The organism is Arthrobacter sp. UNC362MFTsu5.1, assembly GCF_000685965.1.
In the GTDB taxonomy this organism is placed as follows: domain Bacteria; phylum Actinomycetota; class Actinomycetes; order Actinomycetales; family Micrococcaceae; genus Arthrobacter.
Map to the genome: position 1 here is coordinate 35,692 of NZ_JMLE01000029.1, position 21,963 is coordinate 57,654.

Sequence of the window (21,963 nt, forward strand, 5' to 3'; positions counted from 1 at the left end):
CCGGGGCTCGGCACCCAGTAAGTCCGGGCCTGATTCAGGCGGACACAGTTGAGCATGGTTGACACTGCTGACTAGTCTGGATCACATGCGCGAACTCCAGGCCAGGATCATTGAAGAAATGGGCGTCCAGCCCCGGATCGACCCCGCCGGGGAGGTGCGCAAACGCGTCACGTTCCTGAAGGACTACCTCAAGGCAACGAACACCAAGGGCTTCGTGCTGGGCATCTCCGGCGGCCTTGATTCCTCGCTCGCGGGCCGGCTTGCCCAGCTCGCTGTCGAAGAGCTCGCGGCAGAAGGAACGGACGCCAATTTCGTGGCGGTCCGTCTCCCCTACGGTGTGCAGCACGATGAGGACGACGCCCAGGCCGCCCTGGACTTCATCAAGGCCAAGACCGAGTGGACGTTCAACATCTCCGCTGCGGTGGACGGCTTCGAGGACGAATTCGAGAAGACCGTGGGCAACGGAATCTCCGACTTCCACAAGGGCAACACCAAGGCCCGCACCCGCATGATCGCGCAGTACGCTCTCGCCGGCGAGCACAACTACCTGGTCATCGGCACAGACCACGGCGCCGAATCCGTCACCGGATTCTTCACCAAGTTTGGCGACGGCGGCGCGGACATCCTGCCGTTGTTCGGGCTGAACAAGCGCCAGAACCGGGCACTCCTCGCCGAGCTGGGCGCTCCCGCCCGGATCTGGGAGAAGGTGCCCACAGCCGATCTCCTGGACGGCAAGCCCGGCCGCACCGACGAGGACGAGCTCGGCATCACCTACGACCAGATCGATGACTACCTCGAGGGCCGCGAGGTCCCCGAGTCCGTGGCCGAATCGATCGAGCAGAAGTACCTCCGCACCCGCCACAAGCGCACTGTCCCGGTCACCATCTTCGACACCTGGTGGAAATAGCCTGACCCCGGCAGCCGCCGGGGTCAGGCTCTGAGTCCGCAGGTTCCGGTCAGTCCCGGACTTCCACAGTTCCCTTCATTCCCATGAAGTCGTGGAGGGCGCAGATGTAATCGAAATCTCCGGCCTTGTTGAACTTCACGGTGAAGGTGCTCTTCGGCAGCATCAGGCCGGAACTGAGGTCTCCGCCGGTGAAGTCAGCGGGGTCGCCCACGGCTGCGAACTCGTCGGCTGGCTCCTCGCCGAAGGTGACGGTGTGCGGAGCTCCCATGCCGTCATTTACAAACGTCACTTCGTCGCCAACGTGGACTACGATGTGGGCCCGGACGAACCGCATGAGCATGGCCGTCTCGTTGTCTGTGCCTGCGATGACGGTATGGTCATCGGCTTTGGCCCGCGCCGCGTCCCACTGCTCGTAGCCGTCCCGCAGGATCTTCCGTTCCTGTTTGTTGGACTGGCGGTCGTACTGCGACTGGGAGTAGGGGTAGTCGGTTCCCGCGTCCCGAACGTGAACGGTCCCCTTCATGGCCATGCCATGGACCAGGCAGTAGTAGATGAACTCGCCCGTGTCCGGGAATTTCAGCGTGTAGCGTCCCACTTCCTTGAAGCCGCTGTCCGAAACGTTCGTCATGACACCCGAGTTGTAGTACGACTTTCCGTCGTAAGTCTTGCCGCCTTGGGCTTCAACATACTGGGGATTCTCCGGGTTGAACGGCTGCGTGGACTCCAGGGACTGGCCTTCGGCAAGGAACGTCACAGTATGGATTTCTGCTGCGTTCGCTTTCCAGGTGATCTTGTCCCCGGCGTTAATGTAGATGTTTTCGGGGAGGAAGGACATCCCCTGAATCGCCTGGTCCGATGACTCGGAACCGACCTGCACAGTCCAGGTCCTGGGTGATTTTCCGCCGTCCGCGACGGCAGTGCCGCTGAGTGCAACCGGCATCAGCAGCGAGATCAGCGCCGCCACGAGCACGCGGATAAGGCGCGGGATCTGGCGGCTTTCTTTGTGGAGAGCCATAAGACTCATTCCTTCGGTGTGTTTCCCTGTGTTCTCGTAGGTGCCGGGAAACCGGTGATACGGTTCCGGCGTTCTCCTGCCACCGCGCCTACCCAGGCTCAGGCGGGAAGGCAGTCAATATATCCGGCGCGCCACCCTTACTCCTCAGCAGGATCACCGCTATGCATCCGGTGGGGGAAGGGACCGGTTGACGCAAGCGGCGTCGCCGCCGGTCCGATCGGTTGGACACTGCCGATACAGTTCCAATCGTGCTCCGACCAGAATAATTTGTCGATACTCCGGCAAACCCTTAAGCGCCGCCCGGTGACCGCGTCAGCAGGGTGGAGATTCGGTGCGCCTCTTCCATCAGGAGGCGGCCCAGGGTTGCCTGCCGGTCCCCGCGGAACCGCGGCTCGATGCCGGTCAGCGACAACGCCCAGGCGGGGCGCCCTCGCTGGTCGAAAACCGCTGCGCCCATGCCCCAGCTGCCCTCCAGCACCAGCCCGGGATTGACCGAATAGCCCGCCTGCCTGGTCTGGGCCAGGTTGTCCCGGACCAGGGCTTCGGTGTGCGCTGCAGCGAACTGACCGGCGTGCGCGGCCCAGTTGGCGAGCAGTTCCTCCTGTTCGGCCTCGGGCAGGAACGCCATGATCGCGGTGCCGGCGGACGCCACACCCAGCGGGAACCGGACGCCCTCGTGCAGCACAAACGAACGCACGGGAAAGCTGCCTTCCTCGCGGAGCAGGCATACTGTTTCGGTTCCCCGGCGGATGGAGAAGAAGGCGCTTTCACCGGTTTCCTCGGCCAGCCGGCGCAGGCTGGGCCGGGCGATGTCCTCCAGCGGAAAGCGGGCTGAGGCCACGGAACCCATTAGCAGGATCTCCGGCCCGAGCACCCAGTTGCCGCTCTGCGGGTCCTGGTCCAGCAGCCCCTCGGACGCCAGCGAACTCAGCAGCCGGTGGACGGTGGGACGGGTAAGGCCCGATTCCCGAACCACTTCAACGAGCGGACTGCCTTCGGGCTGCCTGCCCACTATCCTCAGCAGGGTGGCCACCCTGCTCACCACTTGGGCCCCCTGGACCGGCACCGAAGTCACAAATTCTCCCCTGAACCCTCGAAATCATCCACAATATGGACACATCACAGCATACCGTCCACACTGTAAAAATGCTCTAGATTCCGGCAAATTCGCGCCTTGACAGCCCCGAGAAACGCCCCGTACGCTCCCATTCCAGAACAACAGTCCACAAAGTGGATTACCGGCTTCGCAGGGGACCCGCGCTGGCGGACCCGCCCGCTCAATGAGGAGATGCAATGTCAAAGGTGAAATCCGGCCCGGCCGCCGCGCTGCAGGACGTGCTGCGGGACGGCATGACGCTCGCCGTCGGAGGCTTCGGCCTCAGCGGTATCCCGGCTGATCTGATCGAGGCCGTCCGCGATTCCGGCGTCAAAGACCTGACCGTGGTGTCCAACAACATGGGCGTGGACGGCAAGGGCCTGGGCGTGCTGATCGAGGCCGGCCAGGTCCGCAAGGTGATCGCCTCCTATGTGGGCGAGAACAAGCTCTTCGCCGAGCAGTACCTTGCCGGCAAACTGGAAGTCGAGTTCACGCCGCAGGGAACCCTCGCCGAACGCCTCCGCGCCGGCGGCGCCGGCATCCCGGCCTTCTACACCAAGACCGGTGTTGGCACCCTCGTCGCCGAGGGCAAGCCGCTGGCAGAGTTCGACGGCGAAACGTATGTCCAGGAGCGCGCCATCCTGGCCGACGTTGCGCTGGTCCACGCGCACACTGCGGACACTGACGGCAACCTGATTTACCGTTACACGGCCCGCAACTTCAACCCGGTGGTGGCCACGGCCGGTGCCATCACGGTGGCCGAAGCCGAGGTGATCGTGGAACCCGGACAGCTGGATCCGAACCATGTGGTCACCCCCGGCGTGTTCATCCAGCGCCTGGTGCAGGCCAGCGGCCGGGTCAAGGACATCGAGCAGCGCACGGTACGCCCGCGGACCGAACTCGCATTTGCATAACCCCCTGAATCTATCTAAGGAGAACCCCATGGCCTGGACCAGGGATGAAATGGCTGCCATCGCGGCCGAAGAACTGAACGACGGCGACTACGTCAACCTCGGCATCGGCATCCCCACGCTGGTGGCCAACAACCTGCCCGACGGCGTCCGCGTGGTCCTGCAGAGCGAGAACGGCCTGCTCGGCATGGGCCCGTTCCCCTATGAGGGCGAGGAGGACGCCGACCTCATCAACGCCGGCAAGCAGACCGTCACGGTCCTCCCCGGCGGCAGCATCTTCGACTCGGCCGCGTCCTTCGGCATGATCCGCGGCGGCCACGTGAAGGTTGCCATCCTGGGCGCCATGCAGGTCTCCGGAGCAGGCGACCTCGCCAACTGGACCATCCCGGGCAAGATGGTCAAGGGCATGGGCGGCGCCATGGACCTGGTGGCCGGCACACCGCGCGTTGTGGTGCTGACCGAACATAACGCCAAGGACGGCACCGCCAAGATCGTCAAGGAGTGCACCCTTCCCCTCACCGGCCTGAGCTGCGTGGACCGGATCATCAGCGACCTCGCGGTCTTTGACCTGGTGAAGGCAGACCCGGATGAAGCGAACGACGGCGGCCGGCAGCTCACGCTGACCCGGCTCGCCCCGGGCGTCACCGTGGAGGAACTCCGCGCGAAGACGGAAGCCGCCTTCGACGTCCAGCTCGAAAACGAAGGAGCCGCAGCATGAGCCTCAAAGACCAGTTCGGCAAGGAAGTCCTGCTCACCGGCTGGGGCCACAGCCGCTTCGGCAAGCTGACCGACGAAACCCTCGAGTCCCTGATCGTCCAGGTGGCCACCGAGGCGATCGGCAACGCCGGGATCGAACCGAGTCAGATCGACGAAATCTACCTCGGCCAGTTCAACTCCGGCATGATGCCGCTGGCATTCCCGTCCTCCCTGGCCCTGCAGGTCTCGGAGCAGCTGGCCAACGTGCCCTCCACCCGCGTGGAGAACGCCTGCGCTTCCGGCTCTGCCGCGTTCCAGCAGGGCACTAAGTCGCTGCTGGCAGGCACCGCGAAGACCGTGCTGGTCATCGGTGCCGAAAAGATGACGCACGCCGGAGCGGACGTCGTGGGCGCGGCCCTCCTCGGCGCGGACTACGACATGGCCGGCAAGGCCTCCACCACCGGCTTCACCGGCCTGTTCGCCGAGGTGGCCAAGCACTATGAGAAGCGCTACGGACCGGTGTCCGATGTCCTGGGCAGCATCGCGGCCAAGAACCACCGCAACGGTGTGGACAACCCTTATGCCCAGCTCCGCAAGGACCTCGGCGAGGAGTTCTGCCGCACCGTCTCGGACAAGAACCCGATGGTGGCCGACCCGCTGCGCCGCACCGACTGCTCCCCCGTGTCCGACGGCGCCGCCGCCGTCGTGCTGTCCGTCTCACCGACCGGCGGGGCAACCGCCCCGGTGCGGCTCGCCGGCTTCGGCCAGGCGAACGACTTCTTCCCGGCCGAGCGCCGGGACCCGACCGCTTTCGCCGCGACGCGTGCGTCCTGGCAGCGCGCGCTGGGGATGGCCGGCGTCGGGCTTGAGGACCTGGACTTCGCCGAAGTGCACGACTGCTTCACCATCGCCGAACTGCTCATGTACGAGGCGATGGGGCTGACCGAACCCGGCCAGGGTTCGCGCGCCGTGCAGGAAGGCTGGGTCTTCAAGGACGGCAAGCTGCCCATCAACGTCTCGGGCGGGCTCAAAGCCAAGGGCCACCCGGTCGGCGCCACCGGCGTCTCGCAGCACGTCATCGCCGCCATGCAGCTCACCGGCACCGCCGGCGACATGCAGCTCGCCAGCCCCCGCCGCGCCGCCGTGCAGAACATGGGCGGAGTGGGCATCGCCAACTACGTCAGCGTCCTCGAGGCCGTCTAACCGGAGTCCGCCCCGCCATGACCTTCTTTTGTCCGCAGGCAATGCCCGACACGCGCATGTACTCGCGTGTCGGGCCTTGTGGCCGTCGAAAGAAGGTCGTGACGGCGCTAGGCCGTCTAACCCCACCCATGTAAGTAGCAGCAGGTGTCGTTTTGAACCCTCAAAACGACACCTGCTGCTACTCAGTTGGGCTAGCGGCCCCGGATCAGGGCCACGATCTCCACGAAGCCCAGCCGCTCGGCGTTCTCCAGTGCAGTCCGCCCCTGGGGGTCCCGGATGCCGGGGTCCGCGCCCGCGTCGAGGAGCTGCCGCACTACGTCCTGTTGCCTGGGGCCGCCGTTGTTGAGCAGGATGGCTTCCTGCATGGCGGTCCAGCCCAGGTTGTTCACGTGGTTCACGGGCACGCCGGCGGCAATGAGGATCCGGACGGTGTCCACATGCCCGTGTTCGCTGGCGGGGATGAGAGCCGTTCCGCCGAAGCGGTTGGTGCTCCGGACGTCCGCGCCTGCGGCCAGGGTCAGCTGCAGCACTTCGTTGAACCCCTCGGCCCCGGCATAGAGGAACGCCGAGTCCTGGATGGCGTCCTTGGCATTGACGTTGCCGCCGGCCCGGATGAGCTCCGCCACCGCAGCGGCGTCGTTGGCTTTGGCCGCCCGGATGAGCCGCTGGTCCAGTTCCGCCTGCGCCTCAGGGGGCAACGCAGGCGGAGATTCTGCCATGGGCGTGGCGTCCGTGGTCTGCCCTGCCGACGGAATCGCCGTCGGCGTCCCGGGAGTGACGTGAACGGTCGACGGCGGCGAGTCCAGCCGCTCCGGCTGTCCCGGACCAGCCTGGCAGCCAGCAAGGAAAGCTGCCATGCCGCCGGCGGCGGCGAGCACTGCCAGTCGCCGCCGGCCCGATGCAACTCGCCACGTCCTGAACCGCCCCATGGACCAGAGCCTACTTCGCGGTTCCGGCGGCCGCAGCGGCAATGGACTCGGCGCCGGCCGTGGCGCAGGCTTCGTCCAGGGCACCGTCCGGGGCACCGCCCACGCCGATGCCGGCCACGGACACGCCGTTGACCTTGACCGGGACGCCGCCGGCGAGGAACAGGGTGCCGGGGAGGTCCGCGATGCTGGGTCCGTTGCCGTTGATGCGCTTGGCGAGCTCGCTGGTGGGCGTGCCGAAGGCCGCGGCGGTGTAGGCCTTCTGCTGCGCGGCCTCAATGGTGTGCTCGGCCGCGTTGTCGCCGCGAAGGAGTGCCTGGACGGTGCCGAACCGGTCCACCAGGGCCACCGTGACGAACGGCAGCTTGTCGGCCTGGCACTTGGCGAGGGCGGCCTTGACGGCGTCCGCGGAGGCACCCACGCTGATCCGGTTCTGCGCCACCACGGTTTCGGGCGACGGCTGGACGTCGACGGCGGGCACAGCGGCGGGCACGGGTGCCGGCACGGCGTTGGCCGCAGCCGTCAGCCCTCCGGTCAGGAGCAGTGCTCCGGCAGCAGCAGCGGCGGCGATCTTGTTGGACTTCTTCACGGGTTCTCCTTGGATCGGGGCATCAGAGGCTTGCGTCTCAAACGACCTCAGCGGCACTGCCCGGGTTCGTTCCCGGGCCTCGAATCCATCCTCCCGGCCGGGGGCGCAGCCGGCATCGGGCAATGGTCTGCCGCAGCCTCCCCCATCGGGCTGGGCGTATCAGCCAAATGGCTGAGAGACCAATAACGGCGCGGGCCCTAGCATGGTGAGGAGAACTCCTCCACCGGAACCGGACCCCCATGCCCTCCTTACCGCCAGCCCCTCGGACCCCGCTGGGCCGCATTGACGCCGTCGTCCATCTTGGCTTTGCCGTGCTCCTGGTGGCGTCGGCGGTCCGGTACGTGATGCGGCACAGCCCCGCGGATAACCTGTGGGTGCTGGCCCTCGCGGCCGCAGTGTGTTCGCTCTATGCCGTCATCGCCGTGCTCTCGCAAAAGCGCCGGCCATGGGCGGTGTGGATGTTCGTCCTGGTGGCGTTTTGGGCGGTGCTGGTGATTGCGGCGCCCAGCTTCGCGTGGTGCTCGTTTGCGCTGTTCTTCCTGTGCCGGACCGCCTTCACCGGCTGGGTGGCGTACTTGGCGGGAGGCGCGACGGCGGCGGCCACCGCCGTCGGACTGTTCCGGCTGAGCGGCGGCAGCGATGTTGCCATGCTCCTGGGACCCCTGGCCGTGGGCGTGATGCTCACGCTCATCTACGACCGGATCGAGCAGGACGCCGCCGAACAGCGCAGGCTGCACGACGAGGTGTCGCTGGCCCAGGGCCGGCTGGCGGCCAGCGAGCGCAGGGCCGGCACCATCGAGGAGCGCGAACGCGTGGCCCGGGAAATCCACGACACCGTGACGCAGGGCCTGGCCAGCAGCCTCCTCCTGCTGGAAGCCGCGAACCGGTCGTGGCCCAGCCAGTCCGCGCGCGACGACGTCCTCAGCGCCAGCGGGATGCTCCGCCGGAACCTGGCGGAGACCCGCAGCCTGGTCCACGAACTCGCCACCCCCGGCCTGGACACCGCACCGCTGCCGGACGCCCTGAGCCAGGCAGCTTCCCAGTACATACCGGGTATGCGCTTGTTCGTGACCGGTGAGCCACGGCCCATCCCCGCCGACGTCCGGCACGCGCTGATCCGTGTGGTCCAGAGCGCCGCGGCGAACACGCAGCTGCATGCAACGGCGGCGAACACCACCGTGACGCTGGGCTACCTGCCGGGCTCCGTCACGCTGGATGTGTACGACGACGGCGCCGGCTTCGACCCGCTGTCGCTGGCACCGCCGTCGGACGCCGGAGGCTACGGCCTCCGGGCGATGCGCCAGCGGGTGGAGCAGCTGGGCGGAGTATTTTCGGTGGAAAGCAGCCCCGGGGAAGGGACGATCGTGGCCGCGCAACTGCCCACGGGTGACGAACAGTGAAGCCCATCACCGTGCTGCTGGTGGACGACCATCTGGTGGTCCGCAGCGGGCTCAAGGCGCTGCTGGGAACGCAGCCGGACATTGACGTGGTGGCGGAGGCGGCTTCCGGCGAGGACGCCCTGGCCCTCGCGGAGCAGCTCAGCCCGGCGGTGGTGGTGATGGACCTGGCGATGGGGCCGGGCATGGACGGGATCGAGGCCATCAAACAGCTGCGGCGGCAAAACGCCAGGCAGGCCGTGCTCGTGTTCACCACCTACGACTCGGATGCGGACATTGTCCGCGCCGTGGACGCGGGAGCCATGGGCTACCTGCTCAAGGACGCGGCGCCGGAGGAGATCTTCGCCGCCATCCGCGGGGCGGTGCAGGGCAAGAGCGTGATGAGCGCACCCGTGGCGTCCCGGCTTTTCCAGCAGCTGCGGAACCCGGACGAGATCCTGACACCCCGCGAGGCGGAGTTGCTGAGCCTGCTGATCGAAGGCCTCAGCAACCGTGAGCTCGGCCGGCGGCTGTTCATCTCCGAGGCCACCGTGAAAACCCACCTGGCGCACATCTATGCCAAACTCGGCGTGGAGACCCGGGCCGCGGCAATTGCCACGGCGATCCGGCGGGAGGGAATGCGGTAGCGGATTCCTGCCGCAGCCTGCACGGGTCCGGCAGCCGGGTTTAGACTCGGATCTGGCCCAGCACCCCACCGAAGGAGCCCCCATGCGCGCCACCATCATCCACGGCCCCGGAGACATCCGGGTTGAAGACCGGGACTACCCCACCATCCAGCTGCCCACCGACGTGGTGGTCAGGGTGACGGCGTCCTGTGTGTGCGGCTCCGACCTGTGGCCGTACCGCGGTGTCAGGCCCACGAAGAAACCGACGGCCATCGGCCACGAATTCGTCGGCGTGGTGGAGAGCGTTGGAGAAGACGTGACCGAACTGGCGGCGGGCGACTTTGTCATCGCGCCGTTCGTGGTCAGCTGCGGCGAGTGCCCGCAGTGCCTCAACGGCGTCACCGTTGCCTGCGACCACCTGGCCGGCTGGGGCGGCCGGGATGACACCGGACACAAGATCGACGGCGGCCAGGGCCAGGCCGTCCGCGTTCCGCGCGCCGAGAGCACCTTGGTCAAGGTTCCGGGCGTCACCGAGCCGGACGCTGCGCTCACAGCCAACCTGCTGACGCTGTCCGATGTCATGGCCACCGGCCACCACGCGGCGCTTGCGGCCAAGGTCGCACCGGGCCGCACCGTTGTAGTGGTGGGCGACGGCGCCGTCGGGCTTTGCGGCGTCCTCGCGGCCAAGCGGCTGGGGGCGGAGCGGATCATTGCCATGTCCCGCCACGCGGACCGGCAGGCGCTGGCCCGCGAGTTCGGGGCCACGGACATCGTGGAGGAACGGGGCGACGACGGCGTGGCCAAGGTCCGCGAGTTGCTGGGCGGAGTGCTGGCCGATTCCGTGCTGGAATGCGTGGGCACCAAGGAATCCATGGAGCAGGCGCTGCACTGTGTCCGGCCGGGCGGGGCCCTTGGCTTCGTGGGCGTCCCCACCGGCGGGGGCGAGGTCCCGCTGCGCTACCTGTTCGACTCCAACGTCTCCATCGCCGGCGGCATGGCTCCCGCGCGAACGTACATCCCCGAACTGCTGGCGGATGTGCTGTCCGGAGCCATCAACCCCGGCCGCGTTTTTGACTCCGTGATGCCGCTGGAGGAAGCGCCGGAAGCGTACAAGGCGATGGATGAACGGCGCGCCATCAAGGTGCTGCTGACTCCCTGATCCGGCCGCGGCCCGCACGCAGTTAACAGGCGCGATATCGGCATCCCGCCAGGGCCGCCGAATGCGATACTAAGTGTGCGTAGTGTCCCGGGCCGCGTGCAGTCCGGGACCTCGCTTCGTTGCGAGCCGGGGGAACTGAATGCAACTCGACACTTTAACCCTCAGGGTTGCCTTCGCCATTGTCGCGTTCACGTTGGCGCTCCTGTTCTACTTCGCCGCGTACCGCAGCACGCGCTCCCCGTACAGTGCTTGGTGGTGCGTGGCCCTGACGCTCTTCCTCGCGGGCTCCGCGTCCTACCTCTTCAACGGAACAGCGCACCAGGTGTGGGCCAATCCGCTGGGGAACTGCCTGCTTGTGGCCGGGGCGGCCTGCGTGTGGGCAGGTGCCAGGTCGTTGCGGGCTTCGCGGCCGCATTCCTGGCAGCTGGCCGCAGGCCCTGCGGTGGTGACGGTGTCATCGGCCCTCGAAAATCCGGGGGTAAACATCTGGGCCGGAGGCGCCGTCTTCCTCGCCCTGATGAGCCTGATGCTGGGCCTGGCCTCCCGCGAACTCTGGCGCTTGGAACCGGGCTACTCCAGGGTCCGGATCCCGCTGGCCATCGCCGCTGCTTTCTTCTCCGCCTACTACTTCTGCCGGCTGATCGTGTACGTCGGCGAAGGCCCGGACGGCCGGATCTTCGTTGCCTATTTCGGCTCGGCGGTCACCACCCTGGTCACCATGGTGCTGCTGGTGGTGGTGTCCTTCAGTATGGCGGCCCTGAGCAGCGAACAGCAGACGCGCGCCCTTCGCGCCGTCGCCACCCAGGACGGCCTCACCGGGCTCCTCAACCGCGCGGCCTTCCTGGATTTGGCCTCCGACGAGCTGCAGCGGCTGCGGCACACCCGAGCGTTGGGCTCGCTGATCCTGGCCGACCTGGACCATTTCAAGGCGGTCAACGACACCTACGGCCACGCTGCCGGAGACACGGCCCTGCAGTCCTTCGCCGCCGCGTGCAACGGCACGGTCCGCTCAACAGACCTGGTGGGACGATACGGCGGCGAGGAGTTCATCTTCCTCCTTCCGGGTGTGAGCCCGGACCGGGCAGAGGCCATCACCCAGGAAATCAACCGGCATTTGAAGGCAGTACGCGGCCCGGGCGGTTCCCGGATGCCAACGGTCAGTTACGGCATCGCGCCCATCGGTCACGGGGCGTCCGACCTTGACGAGCTGATCGCTACGGCGGATGCCGCCCTGTACAAGGCCAAATCCCAGGGCCGCAACCGCACGGTCCGGGGAATCCCCACGCCGTAGCCCGGACAAAGTAGGGCACTTCTCCCCTTTGCGCGCCCCGCCGCGGGGTCTAGCCTGATCCGCATCAGCATCCAACGCCGTCAAGGAGCCGTCATGGCCGGGTTTGTGCAGATCATCCAATTCCAGACGTCCCGCATCAAGGAAATCGAAGAGCTGGGCCGTCCGTCGAGAACGGAGGGCAGCACCACGCCCACGTTCCGCCGCATTGTTGCCGCAGCGGACCGGGACCATCCAGGGACCTACTTCACCATCGTGGACTTCGATTCCTTTGACTCGGCGATGGAGAACTCCGGACGCCCTGAGACATCGGAGTTCGCTGCAAAAATGGCCGCCCTGTGCGACGGCCCCGTGATCTTCCACAACCTGGACGTCATGTGGGAGGACACCGGAGAGGGCGCGGACAACGGCTAGGAGCAGGACATGGTTTCGGTAGGCCGTGGTCCGGGGCCGGACACCGCCGGCGGGGGCAGCCTCGTTGTTGAGCTCGCTCAGCTGGCCTCGGGGTCGCTGGCACTGGTGGGCGGCAAAGCGCTGAACCTCGGAAAACTCGTGGCTGCCGGCTTTCCGGTTCCGCCTGGTTTCTGCCTGACGACGGCGGGTTACCGGATGGCTGCGACGGCGGAACTGGACGCCATTGCGGCCCGCCTGGACGGGGCCGTACTGGACGGGGCCGTACTGGACGGGGCACCCGGGCTGTCGGGCGGGGAGCGTGATGAACTGGCGCGGCGTGCCCGGGAGGCGGTGGTGGCAGCACCGGTGCCGCCCGACGTCGAGGCCGCAGTCCGCGGAGCCTACAGGACGATGGGCAATGCGCCGGTGGCGGTGCGGTCTTCGGCCACCGCCGAGGATCTGCCGTTCGCAAGTTTTGCGGGGCAGCAGGACTCCTTCATGGACGTCGTTGGCGCCGATGCCGTCGTCGAGGCGGTCCGCCGCTGCTGGGCCTCCCTATGGACAGACCGTGCGGTGGCCTACCGCACCTCGAACGGGATCAGCCACCGCGAGGTGGGCCTCGCCGTCGTCGTTCAACAAATGGTCGACGCCGGCATGGCCGGCGTGCTGTTCACCGCCAACCCGGTGACCGGCACGCGGACCGAGACCGTCATTGACGCCGCTCCGGGGCCGGGACAGGCGGTGGTGTCCGGCGCCGTAAATCCCGACCATTTCGTAGTGGAGACCGCGTCGGGCCGGATCCTGCAGCCGCCGGACGGCACGGCGCTAAGCCTGGCCAAGGACCAGCTGCGCGAACTGACCTCCCTCGGCGACGCCGCCCAACGGCTGTTTGGCGCGCCCCAGGACGTGGAGTGGGTGATCGACGCCGGGGGTAAGGCCTGGCTGACCCAGTCGCGGCCCATCACCACGCTGTATCCGCTGCCGGACGACGACCCGTTCGGCGGACAAGCCGGGACGGAGCAAACGGCTGGCTCGGATACGCGGGTTTACCTGTGCGGCACGCTGCTCCAGGGACTCACCCGCCCCATCACACCGATGGGGCTCTCGGTCCTGGGCCTCATGAGGGGCAACAAGGGGCCTTGGAAATACGTGAACCCGGGATTGCGGATGTACATCGAGCTGACACCGATCATCCGCAGCAAATCCGGCCGTAAGGCACTGGTGAGGATGCTGCCGCTCGCGGACGGAAGGTCGGCTGCCGTCTTCCCGTCGCTGCTGGAGGACCCGAGGTTTGCCGTTGTCCGGCGTCCCCGCAAGAAATCGGACCGGAAGGTCACTCAGGGCGCCGGCAGGACCGAGGCGAAGGGCAGCGAGGGAACCCAGAGCCTGGGCCTGATGATAGGGCTCATTCCGGCCATGATCCGTGCTCTGCTGTGGCCGGACGGGGAACTGCGCAGGGCCCGCCGTTTCCAGGACCGCCTCGAAGCCAGGCTGAAGCTCCGCCTCCCGGCCTCTGCGGCGAGGCGGCTGAAGCACGCGGAGAATGTCCTGGGAACCGGTGTCATCAACGGGTTGATCCAGGCCACCCTGCCGGGGCCGTCCGTGGGGTACCTGATGCTGGCCGCGGCCCGCAGGCTGCTCCGCGGGATTGCCCAGCCTCGCGAACTTGAGGCGGTCCTTCGGGGGCTTCCCCACAACGTGACCACCATTATGGACCTGGAATTGTGGCACCTGGCGGTGTCCCTGGGCCGGGACCCGGACGCGCGGCGGGTGTTCTCGGAGCTGAAGCCCGGTGAGCTGGCCGCGCTGTATCGGGCAGGCACGCTCCCTGCCGCTGCCCAGGCCGGGCTGCGGAAGTTCCTGTCCAAGTACGGCCACCGGGCCGTGGCGGAGATCGACCTGGGGATGCCGAGGTGGGCCGAGGAACCCGACCATCTCCTGGGAATGATCTCGAACTACCTCCGGGTGGAGGATCCCGAACAGGCGCCCGACCGCCAGTTTGCCAGGGCCGCCGATCATGCGGAGGCGCGGATCAGCGAGCTGGTGGACCGGGCCGGGGAGAATAGCCGGCTGCGCGGAAGACTCGTGGCGCTGTGCCTGCGCCGGGCACGCCAGCTGTCCGGGCTGCGTGAATTGCCCAAGTTCTACATCGTGATGGTGCTCGCGGAGATGCACCGGCAGCTCATGGCCGTGGGCGCCGAGCTGGCGGGGAACGGCACCGTCGCGGCCGCCGGCGACGTGTTCTTCCTGGACTTCGATGAACTGCGGGTGGGCCTGCGCGGGGCGGACCTGAAAGGAATTGTCGCCGGCCGCCGTCGGCTGTACGACGTCGAATTGCGGCGGCGGCGCGTTCCGCGCCTCCTGCTCTCGGACGGCACCGACGTCGAGGCAGCCATGATGGCCGCGGCCTCAGGATTGCCCCAGACTGCGGCACCGGACCGGCTGTCAGGGACGCCCGCGTCCGCAGGCACCGCCTCCGGGAAGGTCCGGGTGGTCATGGATCCTATCGGGGCGCACCTGGAACCCGGGGAGATCCTGGTGGCCCCGTCCACTGATCCCGGCTGGACGCCGTTGTTTATGACGGCGGGTGCCCTGGTGATGGAGATGGGCGGTGTCATCTCTCACGGGGCGGTGGTGGCCCGTGAGTACGGCATCCCCGCCGTCGTGGGTGTGGCTGATGCCACCGTTCGGTTGCGCGACGGACAGACCGTCACGGTGGACGGTGCGGCCGGAACCGTAACGTGGTGAGGCTCTTTTCCATGGCGCAGGAGGAACCCCGTTCCGCCGGTGGGGTTGCGGACAACGCGACGCAAAGGGACGCGGAGATCCGCGACTGGGACTGGGCCGTCCTTCCCGAGGGCTCGACGAGTAGCCGGTTTGCAGCACCAAGCGGAGGCTTGGCGGTGGTCACCATGGGAAAGCCGCAGAACCCGCGGGTGGTGCTGGTTCCCGGGGCCACCGGTTCCAAGGAGGACTTCGCCGTGATGATGCCCGAGCTCGCCGAGGCCGGCTTTTACGTGCTGAGTTACGATCTGGCGGGCCAGTATGAATCGGCAGGCGCCGGTCCGGAGAACCTCGTCCCGCCCCGACGGCATTATGACTATGAGCTCTTCGTGAACGACTTCATCGCTGTTCTTGAGTCGGGCGAAGGTCCGTCGCATGTGGTGGGCTACTCCTTTGCCGCGATCCTGGCGCAGATCGCCTACTCACAGCGCCCGGAACTGTTCCGCAGCCTCACGCTCCTCAGCTGCCCGCCCTTGACGGGGCAGTGTTTCCGCGGAGTCAGGAGGATCGGGAGGTTCACCGGCTGGGCCAACGGCCGGGTGGGGGCCGCGGTGATGATCTGGGCCATCCGTCGCAACGTCAACAAGGTCTCCCCCAACCGGCTCCGGTTTGTCCGGGACCGGTTCCGGTTTACGCGCCGGCAATCAGTCCGGGACATCTACGAACTGATGAAACATGTGCCGGACCTCCGGCGGGCCATCGCCGCCGCCAAGGTGCCGAAATTCGTGGCTGTGGGACAGCACGATCTTTGGCCGCTACGGCTGCACCGCCAGTTCGCGCAGTCGATAGGTGCCCGGATTTCGGTCTACGGCGGAGGCCATAGCCCGTCCGAAACGTCGCCGCACCAGTTCGGCCGGGACCTGCTTGCCATGTATGCCGCGGACAACTGAGAGAGACACAAAGTGTCGCAAGGGCACTTATACCCTTGCACGTTATGCGTCAGCCCCGTACGTTGGGGACAGCGGGGGACGTTCTCCGCTCTGCGGGCATCCGTGTCTGCAGAGAAAATCAGAGTCACATAAAGGAATGCAGCCATGGCAACAGGCACAGTTAAATGGTTCAACGCCGAAAAGGGTTTTGGCTTCATTGCCCCCGATGACGGATCAGCTGACGTTTTCGCCCACTACTCGGCGATCGCTAGCAGCGGTTACCGTTCACTGGACGAGAACCAGAAGGTCGAATTCGATGTGACCCAGGGTCCGAAGGGCCCGCAGGCAGAGAACATCCGCCCTCTCTAAAGGCTTAGGGTAACGGCACCGGCGCCCAGCCGGGCCGCCCCTGCACCACCAACAGCCCCTCCGAACCATCAGGTTCGAAGGGGCTGTTGCGTTGGCGATCCCGCGGCTCACCACGGTCAACGCTTAGCAGTTGGCCCCGTCTTGTGCCCGGCGCGTTGGACTGCCCGGTACACCGTGGACCTGGCCACGGAAAAGAGCTCCGCGAGTTCGCCCGTGGTGTGCTCGCCGGCGTCGTGCAGCTTCACTAAGTGGGCTTCCTGCGCCGGAGACAGCTTGGGTTTCTTGCCGCGCAGGCGGCCTTTGGCTTTCGCGATCTTCATGCCCTCGCGGGTGCGGGCACGAATCAGGTCGCTCTCGAATTCAGCCACCATGGCCAAGACGTTGAACAGCAGCTTTCCCACCGGGTCGGTCGGATCGTGCACCGATCCGCCGATGCTGAGTTTCACATTCCGCTGGGCGAGCTCGTCGACGATTTCGTGGGCATCCCGAACGGACCTGGCCAGGCGGTCCAGCTTTGTGACCACAAACGTGTCCCGTCCCGGCAGGCCGCCATCGCTTCCCGGAGGCCCGGGCGGTTCCGGTCAGTGCCCGTCAGCCCGTGATCAACGTAGATCCGGGCCGGGGTGATCCCCATAGCTGACAATGCGTCGCGCTGCGCCGTGAGGTCCTGCTGCTCCGTGGACACCCGCGCGTAGCCGACCAGCAAAGCGGTCATGCGCAACAGTGTGCCACGCGACTTTTGGGCGGACCAGATATGCCACCGTCACCGGGCACTCCATCGGACGGGTCTTACGGTGGCGGCTCTCCGCGGGACTGCGTTTGTGCTGGTGTCATTTTCCGAAGTCGCCTGCACTGAATGTCCGAAGTCGTCTGCACATCTACACGGGCCGCAACACCAACTCAAACTATCCGGTGCCGTTCACCCGCCACAGTGTTCTCGCGGCAGGAATCACTATGCAGGATAGACGCTCTCGCAGGGTCGAACGCACGAACCTGCCGCATGGTCCCCCTCAGTTCAGCCAAGAGAGACACGGATCAGATGGAGCGCTCTAGCGAAGCGCCCGAGGCGATCATTTTCGGCGTTGACGTTCCGGAGAGTCGGAGCCACAGAACTACCCTCACAGGAGCCGATAATTTCTGTTCTAGAGTTCGCGACTGGGAACGACGTTCTTTTCGCCTAGCTGTTTCCTTTCCAGTGCAGGCATCAGGAAGAACGTCCGTGCCGCGATACCGACCCCGACTAGGCAGATGCCTGCGACGACGAAGACCACCGGCATCCCGTACTTGCCCTTAAAACCGGGAATCAACTGGGTGAAAAAGAACTGCAAGACATACGCCATCACCCATATAACCAACCACATCGGAATGCTGAGCCAGCATGCCCACCGATGACCGCGACGCAAGGTTAGGAAAGCAACAACCGCCAAGAGTGCCATTCCCAAGCCTCCCATGACCGCGAAGAAGTTTCCCGGCCCGGATGCTCCCGGCAGAAGGCCCGGGATCGGAACGCTCTCAAGAAATTCAAGAAAGTTGATGATGGTCACAATGATCCCGGCTACACCTACCATGGCCACGATGACGTTGATCGTCTGCGTTGCAACATAAAATCCCCGTGCGGCCTTCATTTCGTCACTCTAACTTTCTTGCGGCAGGCGCGGAAGGAAAACCCCCGAGGGAGCCGACACTGGGGCTCCCATAGAGCGCAACGACCAGGCCATACTGGCAACTTTCAATGTGAACCTCCCGTCGGGTTGGATGCAGAGAATCAGGGTGCGTAGGCGACGATGGTGCTGCACCTGCGGTCGCGACAGATACCGGTGCCCATGAAATGGTGCCTGGAGTTGATCCGGTTCCTAGCTGGCCGTCAGTATTGTCACCCCAGCAGTATGGTTGCCCGTCCGCGAGTACGCATGTGTGAGTATCGCCTTGGGCAATATGAGTGACTGTTTTTCCGGCGAGAACTCCTGAAATGGCGACTGCCCGAGGGGCCCGGTACAACCGGCCCCTACGGCGGACCGCCAGCGGTGACCGGCCCGCGCAAGGCACCGGCCACCGCTCCCGGGTTTAGCTGGCGAGCAGTTCTGTGAGTTCGGCTGCGTCGGTCACCAGTACCGCGCCGCCGTCTTTGAGGAGCCGGTGGCATCCTGCCGAGTTGGCGCTGTGGACGCTGCCCGGGACGGCGGCGACGTTCCGGGCGAGGGTTTCGGCGTGGTGCGTGGTGTTCAGTGCACGGGAACGCCAGCGGGCTTCCACCCCGCAGGTGAACCTGTGCCGGGTCGGAGCGGTTCCGGCGGCAGTTCGGAGAGCGTCAGACCGTTGGCCACACTGCGGCTCAGACGCCCACAACGACACCCACGGACCGGAGAGCGCTTCCTAGTCGAGGGCGCCCTGGAGAAATCCGCGTGGGGACCTGTAGTGCTGTTATTGCCAGCTTCCCTCTTGTCCGACCGCAGAGGCGGTGTTACGCTTCCCCGGACGGGAGCGCTCCCACGGCTGTCCTAATGGCAAGGTCTCTCTCCGTTTAACCACCCCATCCACCCCCACCCGGATGCCCCCTGCTCCGGCATAGCACCCTATGCCAGCACAGCGGGCTACCCGTTTGCCTGCACTGTTCGTCCTGCCCACAAGACATGACGGTGAAGCCGTTGCAGCCGGCGTGGAGTCCGTAAACCAGAGAACAGGTCCAGCAATGCCGCTAGCCCACCTCCAGCACCGCCCACCGCCCCCCATATCCCAACGCCGCAAACCTGCGATATTTCGCGGGCGCCTGATCGCGGGAGCCGTTGCCGTCCTGCTGGGCGTACTCACGGCCGGGACAGGCGTGGTGGCCCCCGCCGCTGCCCTTGCAGCCCCCGTCAAACCAGCACCCGTGGCCACGACCCCGGACTTCGGCCCGAACGTCCGGATCTTCGACCCCAGTATGCCGGTGGCCGATATCCAGGCCTCGGTCGACGCCATCACGGCCACACAGGTCAATGATGAAATGGGAACGAACCGATACTCTCTCCTGTTCAAGCCAGGCGTCTACGGCAGCGCCGAGAAACCTCTCATCATTCAGGTCGGCTATTACACCGAGGTGGCGGGCCTGGGCCTCTCGCCGACGGATGTCACTATCAATGGCCACGTCGACGTGTACAACCGGTGCAGGCCCGCAACGGGCTGTTTTGCGCTGGACAGTTTCTGGCGCTCGGTTTCCAACCTCACGATCAACGTCACGGGTCTGGATGGCTGCCGGGCGGGAACCAATTTCTGGGCTGCGTCGCAGGCCTCGCCGATTCGGCGCGTCAACATCACCGGCGGCAAACTCTCGTTGATGGACTTCTGCACCGACGGGCCGCAGTTCGCCAGCGGTGGCTTCATCGCTGATTCCAAGACGGGCGATATCGTCAACGGCTCTCAGCAGCAGTATCTGGTGCGGGACAGCAGCATTGGTGCCTGGTCGAACGGCGTGTGGAACCAGGTGTTCGCCGGGGTTAAAGGCGCACCGGCAGAGTCCTACCCGGAGCCCCCGTACACCACCCTCGCCAAGAACCCGGCGAGCCGGGAGAAGCCCTACCTCTACGTGGATTCCGCAGGCGCATGGCAGGTCTTCGTGCCCGCGCCGAGGACCAACTACTCGGGAACCACCTGGGAGAACGGACCGACGCCCGGGCGCTCGATCCCGTTGTCGAAGTTCTTCATCGCCAAACCCAATGATTCGGCATCGGCCATCAACAGCAAGCTCGCCAAGGGCCTGAACTTGTTGTTCACACCCGGGGCGTACGACGTCGACAAGACGATCGCAGTCAAGGCTGCTGACACCGTGGTGCTCGGCATGGGCCTGGCCACTTTGACCGCCGTGGACGGTGCAGTGGTAATGAGCACCGCCGACGTCCAGGGCATCGACATCGCCGGCATCACGATCGATGCGGGAACAAAGAACTCGCCGGTGCTGCTCCAGGTCGGCACCAAGGCCGGCCATCGCGGGACGTCCAGCCCGGCCAACCCGACGGCGCTGCAGGACGTGTTCTTCAGGATCGGTGGCCCGCACGTAGGAAAGGCCACCGTCAGCCTGGAGGTCAACACCGACAACACCATCCTCGATAACATCTGGGCCTGGCGTGCCGACCACGGCAAGCCCGGCAGTTTCGGCTGGGACATCAGCACCGGACAGAACGGTGTCATCATCAACGGCGACAACGTCACCGCCACCGGACTCTTCGTCGAGCACTACCAGCAATACAACGTCATCTGGAACGGGGAGAACGGCAGGACCGTCTTCTTCCAGAACGAACTGCCCTATGACGCCCCCAACCAGGCAGCCTGGCAGCACGATGGCGTCCTGGGTTGGGCCGGTTACAAGGTTGCCGACACTGTCACCACGAACGAGTTGTGGGGCGGTGGCAGCTACGTCTTCAACAACGTCGATCCCACCATCCACGCCTCGGTCGGTTTCGAGGTGCCCCGCAAGCCGGGGGTGAAGCTACACAACCTGCTGAGCGTCCAGCTCGGCGCCGGAACCCTGGACCACGTCATCAACGACAAGGGTTTGGCGGTGAACCAGGCCGGGGTCGGACAACCCAGCTGCGTGGTCCTCTATCCCTCTGACGACACCACGCCGCCCACAGTCGCCATTACCGACAACGTCGATGGCGACACGGCGACCGGCAAGGTCACGTTCACGTTCACCTTCAGCGAGGATGTCTGCAGCTTCACCGCCGACGACATCGTCGTCAAGGGTGGGTCGCGGGGTTCCTTCACCCGCGTTGACGCCAAGACGGCCACCCTGGTTGTTCCGCCCGCTGAGAACTCGAGCGGAAACATCGACGTGAGCATGGCCGAGTCCACGTTCACCGACCTGCCCGGCACAGCCAACACCGCTGCCGCCAGCGCCCAGCAGGGGTTCAACACCACCACGCCGCTGACGCTCGCCATCACGGACAACGTTCCGACCGCATCCGCGACCGGTGATGTGACGTTCGCGTTCGCGTTCAACAGGGACGTCGGCACCAGCTTCACCGCTGATGACGTCGTGGTCACCGGTGGCACCGCGGGTGCGTTTGTCCGCGCCGATGCCACTCACGCGACCCTGGTGGTTTCGCCTCCGGCCAACTCGACGGGAACCGTCGGGGTCAGCGTGGCTGCCGGGACGTTCACCGATCTGGCCGGAAACGCGAACGCCGCCGCTGCCACCGCGCAGCAGGCGTTCAACACGACCTCGACGCCGCCTCCGCCCCCGGCATGGTCGCTCACGTTCGATGACCCCGCGAAAACGTACACGCTCACCGACTTCGGTAACAACGGTGGCGCAGTCGTGGCCGACCCGGCCGGTGGCACGAACAAGGTCGGCACCGTGTCCAAGTCAGTCACGGCGTCGGCGACCGCGGGCACCACCGTGTCCACCGGCGCCAACCTCTCCGTCGACACGATCCCGTTCACAGCCACCCAGACCAAAATGACGATGCGCGTTTACAGCCCTGCTGCAGGCGTGCGGGTCCGGATGAAGGCCGAGAACGCCGGTAACCCCGGACAGAACGTCGAAACGGATGCCTTCACCACGACATCCGGCGCATGGGAGACCCTCACATTCGACTTCGGCGACACGTCCACGCACTACATCCCGGACGGCCCCACGACCTACGACCTAACCAAGCCAACCCAGAATCTGAACCTGACCATCACCTACAACAAGGTGAGTGTCTTCTTCGACTACTTCGTCGGCGCCGGCGGCTACGCACCCATGCCGTCAGACCGTACCTACTACTTCGACGACCTGA

At 66.1% G+C, this 21,963-nt stretch carries 19 protein-coding genes and 3 pseudogenes; 14 read left to right on the plus strand and 8 right to left on the minus strand.

Annotated elements, in window-relative coordinates; genetic code table 11:
- Positions 1 to 85 precede the first annotated feature (85 nt).
- Positions 86 to 907 carry an ammonia-dependent NAD(+) synthetase gene (nadE, locus tag BS38_RS0120245; RefSeq protein WP_028272428.1) on the plus strand — a complete coding sequence of 274 codons (822 nt, stop codon included), beginning with the start codon at positions 86 to 88 and terminating at the stop codon, positions 905 to 907.
- A 49-nt stretch (positions 908 to 956) separates the two neighbouring features.
- On the opposite strand, the gene BS38_RS0120250 is transcribed toward nadE, so the two are convergent.
- Positions 957 to 1,922, minus strand: coding sequence for a plastocyanin/azurin family copper-binding protein (locus tag BS38_RS0120250; RefSeq protein ID WP_028272429.1), 966 nt, complete (start codon positions 1,920 to 1,922; stop codon positions 957 to 959).
- Between the two features lie 289 nt (positions 1,923 to 2,211).
- Positions 2,212 to 2,997 carry an IclR family transcriptional regulator gene (locus tag BS38_RS0120255; RefSeq protein ID WP_028272430.1) on the minus strand — a complete coding sequence of 262 codons (786 nt, stop codon included), beginning with the start codon at positions 2,995 to 2,997 and terminating at the stop codon, positions 2,212 to 2,214.
- 218 nt (positions 2,998 to 3,215) lie between these two features.
- Here BS38_RS0120255 and BS38_RS0120260 point away from each other — a divergent pair, with 218 nt between their 5' ends.
- The 3 genes from BS38_RS0120260 to BS38_RS0120270 are packed head-to-tail and all read left to right on the plus strand — an operon-like array spanning position 3,216 to position 5,828.
- Positions 3,216 to 3,932, plus strand: a complete 717-nt coding sequence (locus tag BS38_RS0120260) for a CoA transferase subunit A (RefSeq protein ID WP_028272431.1) — start codon at positions 3,216 to 3,218, stop codon at positions 3,930 to 3,932.
- Positions 3,933 to 3,960: 28 nt separating this feature from the next.
- A complete protein-coding gene (locus tag BS38_RS0120265; protein WP_028272432.1) occupies positions 3,961 to 4,647 on the plus strand; it encodes a CoA transferase subunit B in 687 nt (228 codons plus the stop codon).
- Positions 4,644 to 5,828: an acetyl-CoA acetyltransferase gene (locus BS38_RS0120270; protein WP_028272433.1), complete on the plus strand. Its 1,185-nt coding sequence runs from the start codon at positions 4,644 to 4,646 to the stop codon at positions 5,826 to 5,828. The genes BS38_RS0120265 and BS38_RS0120270 overlap by 4 nt, the downstream gene beginning before the upstream one ends.
- A gap of 191 nt (positions 5,829 to 6,019) precedes the next feature.
- On the opposite strand, the gene BS38_RS27720 is transcribed toward BS38_RS0120270, so the two are convergent.
- Together BS38_RS27720 and BS38_RS0120280 are read right to left on the minus strand one after the other, a co-directional pair.
- Positions 6,020 to 6,685 (minus strand): ankyrin repeat domain-containing protein, encoded by a 666-nt coding sequence (locus BS38_RS27720; RefSeq protein WP_442853355.1) that lies wholly within the window; start codon positions 6,683 to 6,685, stop codon positions 6,020 to 6,022.
- Positions 6,686 to 6,767: 82 nt separating this feature from the next.
- The gene (locus BS38_RS0120280) at positions 6,768 to 7,343 is read right to left on the minus strand and encodes a GlcG/HbpS family heme-binding protein (RefSeq protein WP_028272435.1); all 576 of its coding nucleotides are present in this window, start codon (positions 7,341 to 7,343) and stop codon (positions 6,768 to 6,770) included.
- Between the two features lie 239 nt (positions 7,344 to 7,582).
- Between BS38_RS0120280 and BS38_RS0120285 the strand changes: the two genes are divergently transcribed.
- The 8 genes from BS38_RS0120285 to BS38_RS0120320 all read left to right on the plus strand — a co-directional run bounded on the left by BS38_RS0120285 (position 7,583) and on the right by BS38_RS0120320 (position 16,207).
- Positions 7,583 to 8,743 (plus strand): sensor histidine kinase, encoded by a 1,161-nt coding sequence (locus BS38_RS0120285; RefSeq protein WP_028272436.1) that lies wholly within the window; start codon positions 7,583 to 7,585, stop codon positions 8,741 to 8,743.
- Complete coding sequence (locus BS38_RS0120290; RefSeq protein WP_028272437.1) at positions 8,740 to 9,366, plus strand: response regulator; 627 nt, start codon at positions 8,740 to 8,742, stop codon at positions 9,364 to 9,366. The genes BS38_RS0120285 and BS38_RS0120290 overlap by 4 nt, the downstream gene beginning before the upstream one ends.
- A gap of 82 nt (positions 9,367 to 9,448) precedes the next feature.
- Positions 9,449 to 10,504 carry a zinc-dependent alcohol dehydrogenase family protein gene (locus BS38_RS0120295; protein ID WP_028272438.1) on the plus strand — a complete coding sequence of 352 codons (1,056 nt, stop codon included), beginning with the start codon at positions 9,449 to 9,451 and terminating at the stop codon, positions 10,502 to 10,504.
- A 139-nt stretch (positions 10,505 to 10,643) separates the two neighbouring features.
- Positions 10,644 to 11,795: a GGDEF domain-containing protein gene (locus BS38_RS0120300; RefSeq protein ID WP_028272439.1), complete on the plus strand. Its 1,152-nt coding sequence runs from the start codon at positions 10,644 to 10,646 to the stop codon at positions 11,793 to 11,795.
- Between the two features lie 93 nt (positions 11,796 to 11,888).
- Complete coding sequence (locus BS38_RS0120305) at positions 11,889 to 12,206, plus strand: hypothetical protein (RefSeq protein WP_028272440.1); 318 nt, start codon at positions 11,889 to 11,891, stop codon at positions 12,204 to 12,206.
- 9 nt (positions 12,207 to 12,215) lie between these two features.
- On the plus strand, positions 12,216 to 14,933 hold the full coding sequence (locus BS38_RS0120310; protein WP_028272441.1) for a PEP/pyruvate-binding domain-containing protein: 2,718 nt from the start codon (positions 12,216 to 12,218) through the stop codon (positions 14,931 to 14,933).
- A gap of 11 nt (positions 14,934 to 14,944) precedes the next feature.
- Positions 14,945 to 15,859 carry an alpha/beta fold hydrolase gene (locus BS38_RS0120315; RefSeq protein WP_043439415.1) on the plus strand — a complete coding sequence of 305 codons (915 nt, stop codon included), beginning with the start codon at positions 14,945 to 14,947 and terminating at the stop codon, positions 15,857 to 15,859.
- A gap of 144 nt (positions 15,860 to 16,003) precedes the next feature.
- Positions 16,004 to 16,207 (plus strand): cold-shock protein, encoded by a 204-nt coding sequence (locus BS38_RS0120320; RefSeq protein ID WP_013599688.1) that lies wholly within the window; start codon positions 16,004 to 16,006, stop codon positions 16,205 to 16,207.
- A gap of 116 nt (positions 16,208 to 16,323) precedes the next feature.
- On the opposite strand, the pseudogene BS38_RS25785 reads toward BS38_RS0120320, so the two are convergent.
- The 4 genes and pseudogenes from BS38_RS25785 to BS38_RS0120335 all read right to left on the minus strand — a co-directional run.
- A pseudogene (locus BS38_RS25785) lies at positions 16,324 to 16,922 on the minus strand (recombinase family protein).
- A 427-nt stretch (positions 16,923 to 17,349) separates the two neighbouring features.
- On the minus strand, positions 17,350 to 17,832 hold the full coding sequence (locus BS38_RS0120330) for a hypothetical protein (protein WP_028272443.1): 483 nt from the start codon (positions 17,830 to 17,832) through the stop codon (positions 17,350 to 17,352).
- Positions 17,833 to 17,836: 4 nt separating this feature from the next.
- Entirely contained in the window at positions 17,837 to 18,253 is a 417-nt protein-coding gene (locus BS38_RS27980) for an RCC1-like domain-containing protein (RefSeq protein ID WP_156037196.1), read from the minus strand.
- Between the two features lie 18 nt (positions 18,254 to 18,271).
- A pseudogene (locus BS38_RS0120335) lies at positions 18,272 to 18,543 on the minus strand (DNA-processing protein DprA); the annotation flags it as partial.
- 353 nt (positions 18,544 to 18,896) lie between these two features.
- On the opposite strand from BS38_RS0120335, the pseudogene BS38_RS25790 reads away from it, so the two are divergent.
- A pseudogene (locus tag BS38_RS25790) lies at positions 18,897 to 20,777 on the plus strand (adenylyl cyclase); the annotation flags it as partial.
- Positions 20,775 to 21,963: Ig-like domain-containing protein (locus tag BS38_RS27725; protein ID WP_231511359.1), on the plus strand; the 1,189-nt coding region annotated here is incomplete at its 3' end. The pseudogene BS38_RS25790 and the gene BS38_RS27725, both read left to right, overlap by 3 nt.

Coding starts and splice junctions, on each gene's coding strand:
- nadE (WP_028272428.1), top strand. CDS start 86: ATGCGCGAACTCCAGGCCAGGATCATTGAAGAAATGGGCGTCCAGCCC.
- BS38_RS0120250 (WP_028272429.1), bottom strand. CDS start 1,922: ATGGCTCTCCACAAAGAAAGCCGCCAGATCCCGCGCCTTATCCGCGTG.
- BS38_RS0120260 (WP_028272431.1), top strand. CDS start 3,216: ATGTCAAAGGTGAAATCCGGCCCGGCCGCCGCGCTGCAGGACGTGCTG.
- BS38_RS0120265 (WP_028272432.1), top strand. CDS start 3,961: ATGGCCTGGACCAGGGATGAAATGGCTGCCATCGCGGCCGAAGAACTG.
- BS38_RS0120270 (WP_028272433.1), top strand. CDS start 4,644: ATGAGCCTCAAAGACCAGTTCGGCAAGGAAGTCCTGCTCACCGGCTGG.
- BS38_RS27720 (WP_442853355.1), bottom strand. CDS start 6,685: ATGGCAGCTTTCCTTGCTGGCTGCCAGGCTGGTCCGGGACAGCCGGAG.
- BS38_RS0120285 (WP_028272436.1), top strand. CDS start 7,583: ATGCCCTCCTTACCGCCAGCCCCTCGGACCCCGCTGGGCCGCATTGAC.
- BS38_RS0120295 (WP_028272438.1), top strand. CDS start 9,449: ATGCGCGCCACCATCATCCACGGCCCCGGAGACATCCGGGTTGAAGAC.
- BS38_RS0120300 (WP_028272439.1), top strand. CDS start 10,644: ATGCAACTCGACACTTTAACCCTCAGGGTTGCCTTCGCCATTGTCGCG.
- BS38_RS0120305 (WP_028272440.1), top strand. CDS start 11,889: ATGGCCGGGTTTGTGCAGATCATCCAATTCCAGACGTCCCGCATCAAG.
- BS38_RS0120310 (WP_028272441.1), top strand. CDS start 12,216: ATGGTTTCGGTAGGCCGTGGTCCGGGGCCGGACACCGCCGGCGGGGGC.
- BS38_RS0120315 (WP_043439415.1), top strand. CDS start 14,945: ATGGCGCAGGAGGAACCCCGTTCCGCCGGTGGGGTTGCGGACAACGCG.
- BS38_RS0120320 (WP_013599688.1), top strand. CDS start 16,004: ATGGCAACAGGCACAGTTAAATGGTTCAACGCCGAAAAGGGTTTTGGC.
- BS38_RS0120330 (WP_028272443.1), bottom strand. CDS start 17,832: ATGAAGGCCGCACGGGGATTTTATGTTGCAACGCAGACGATCAACGTC.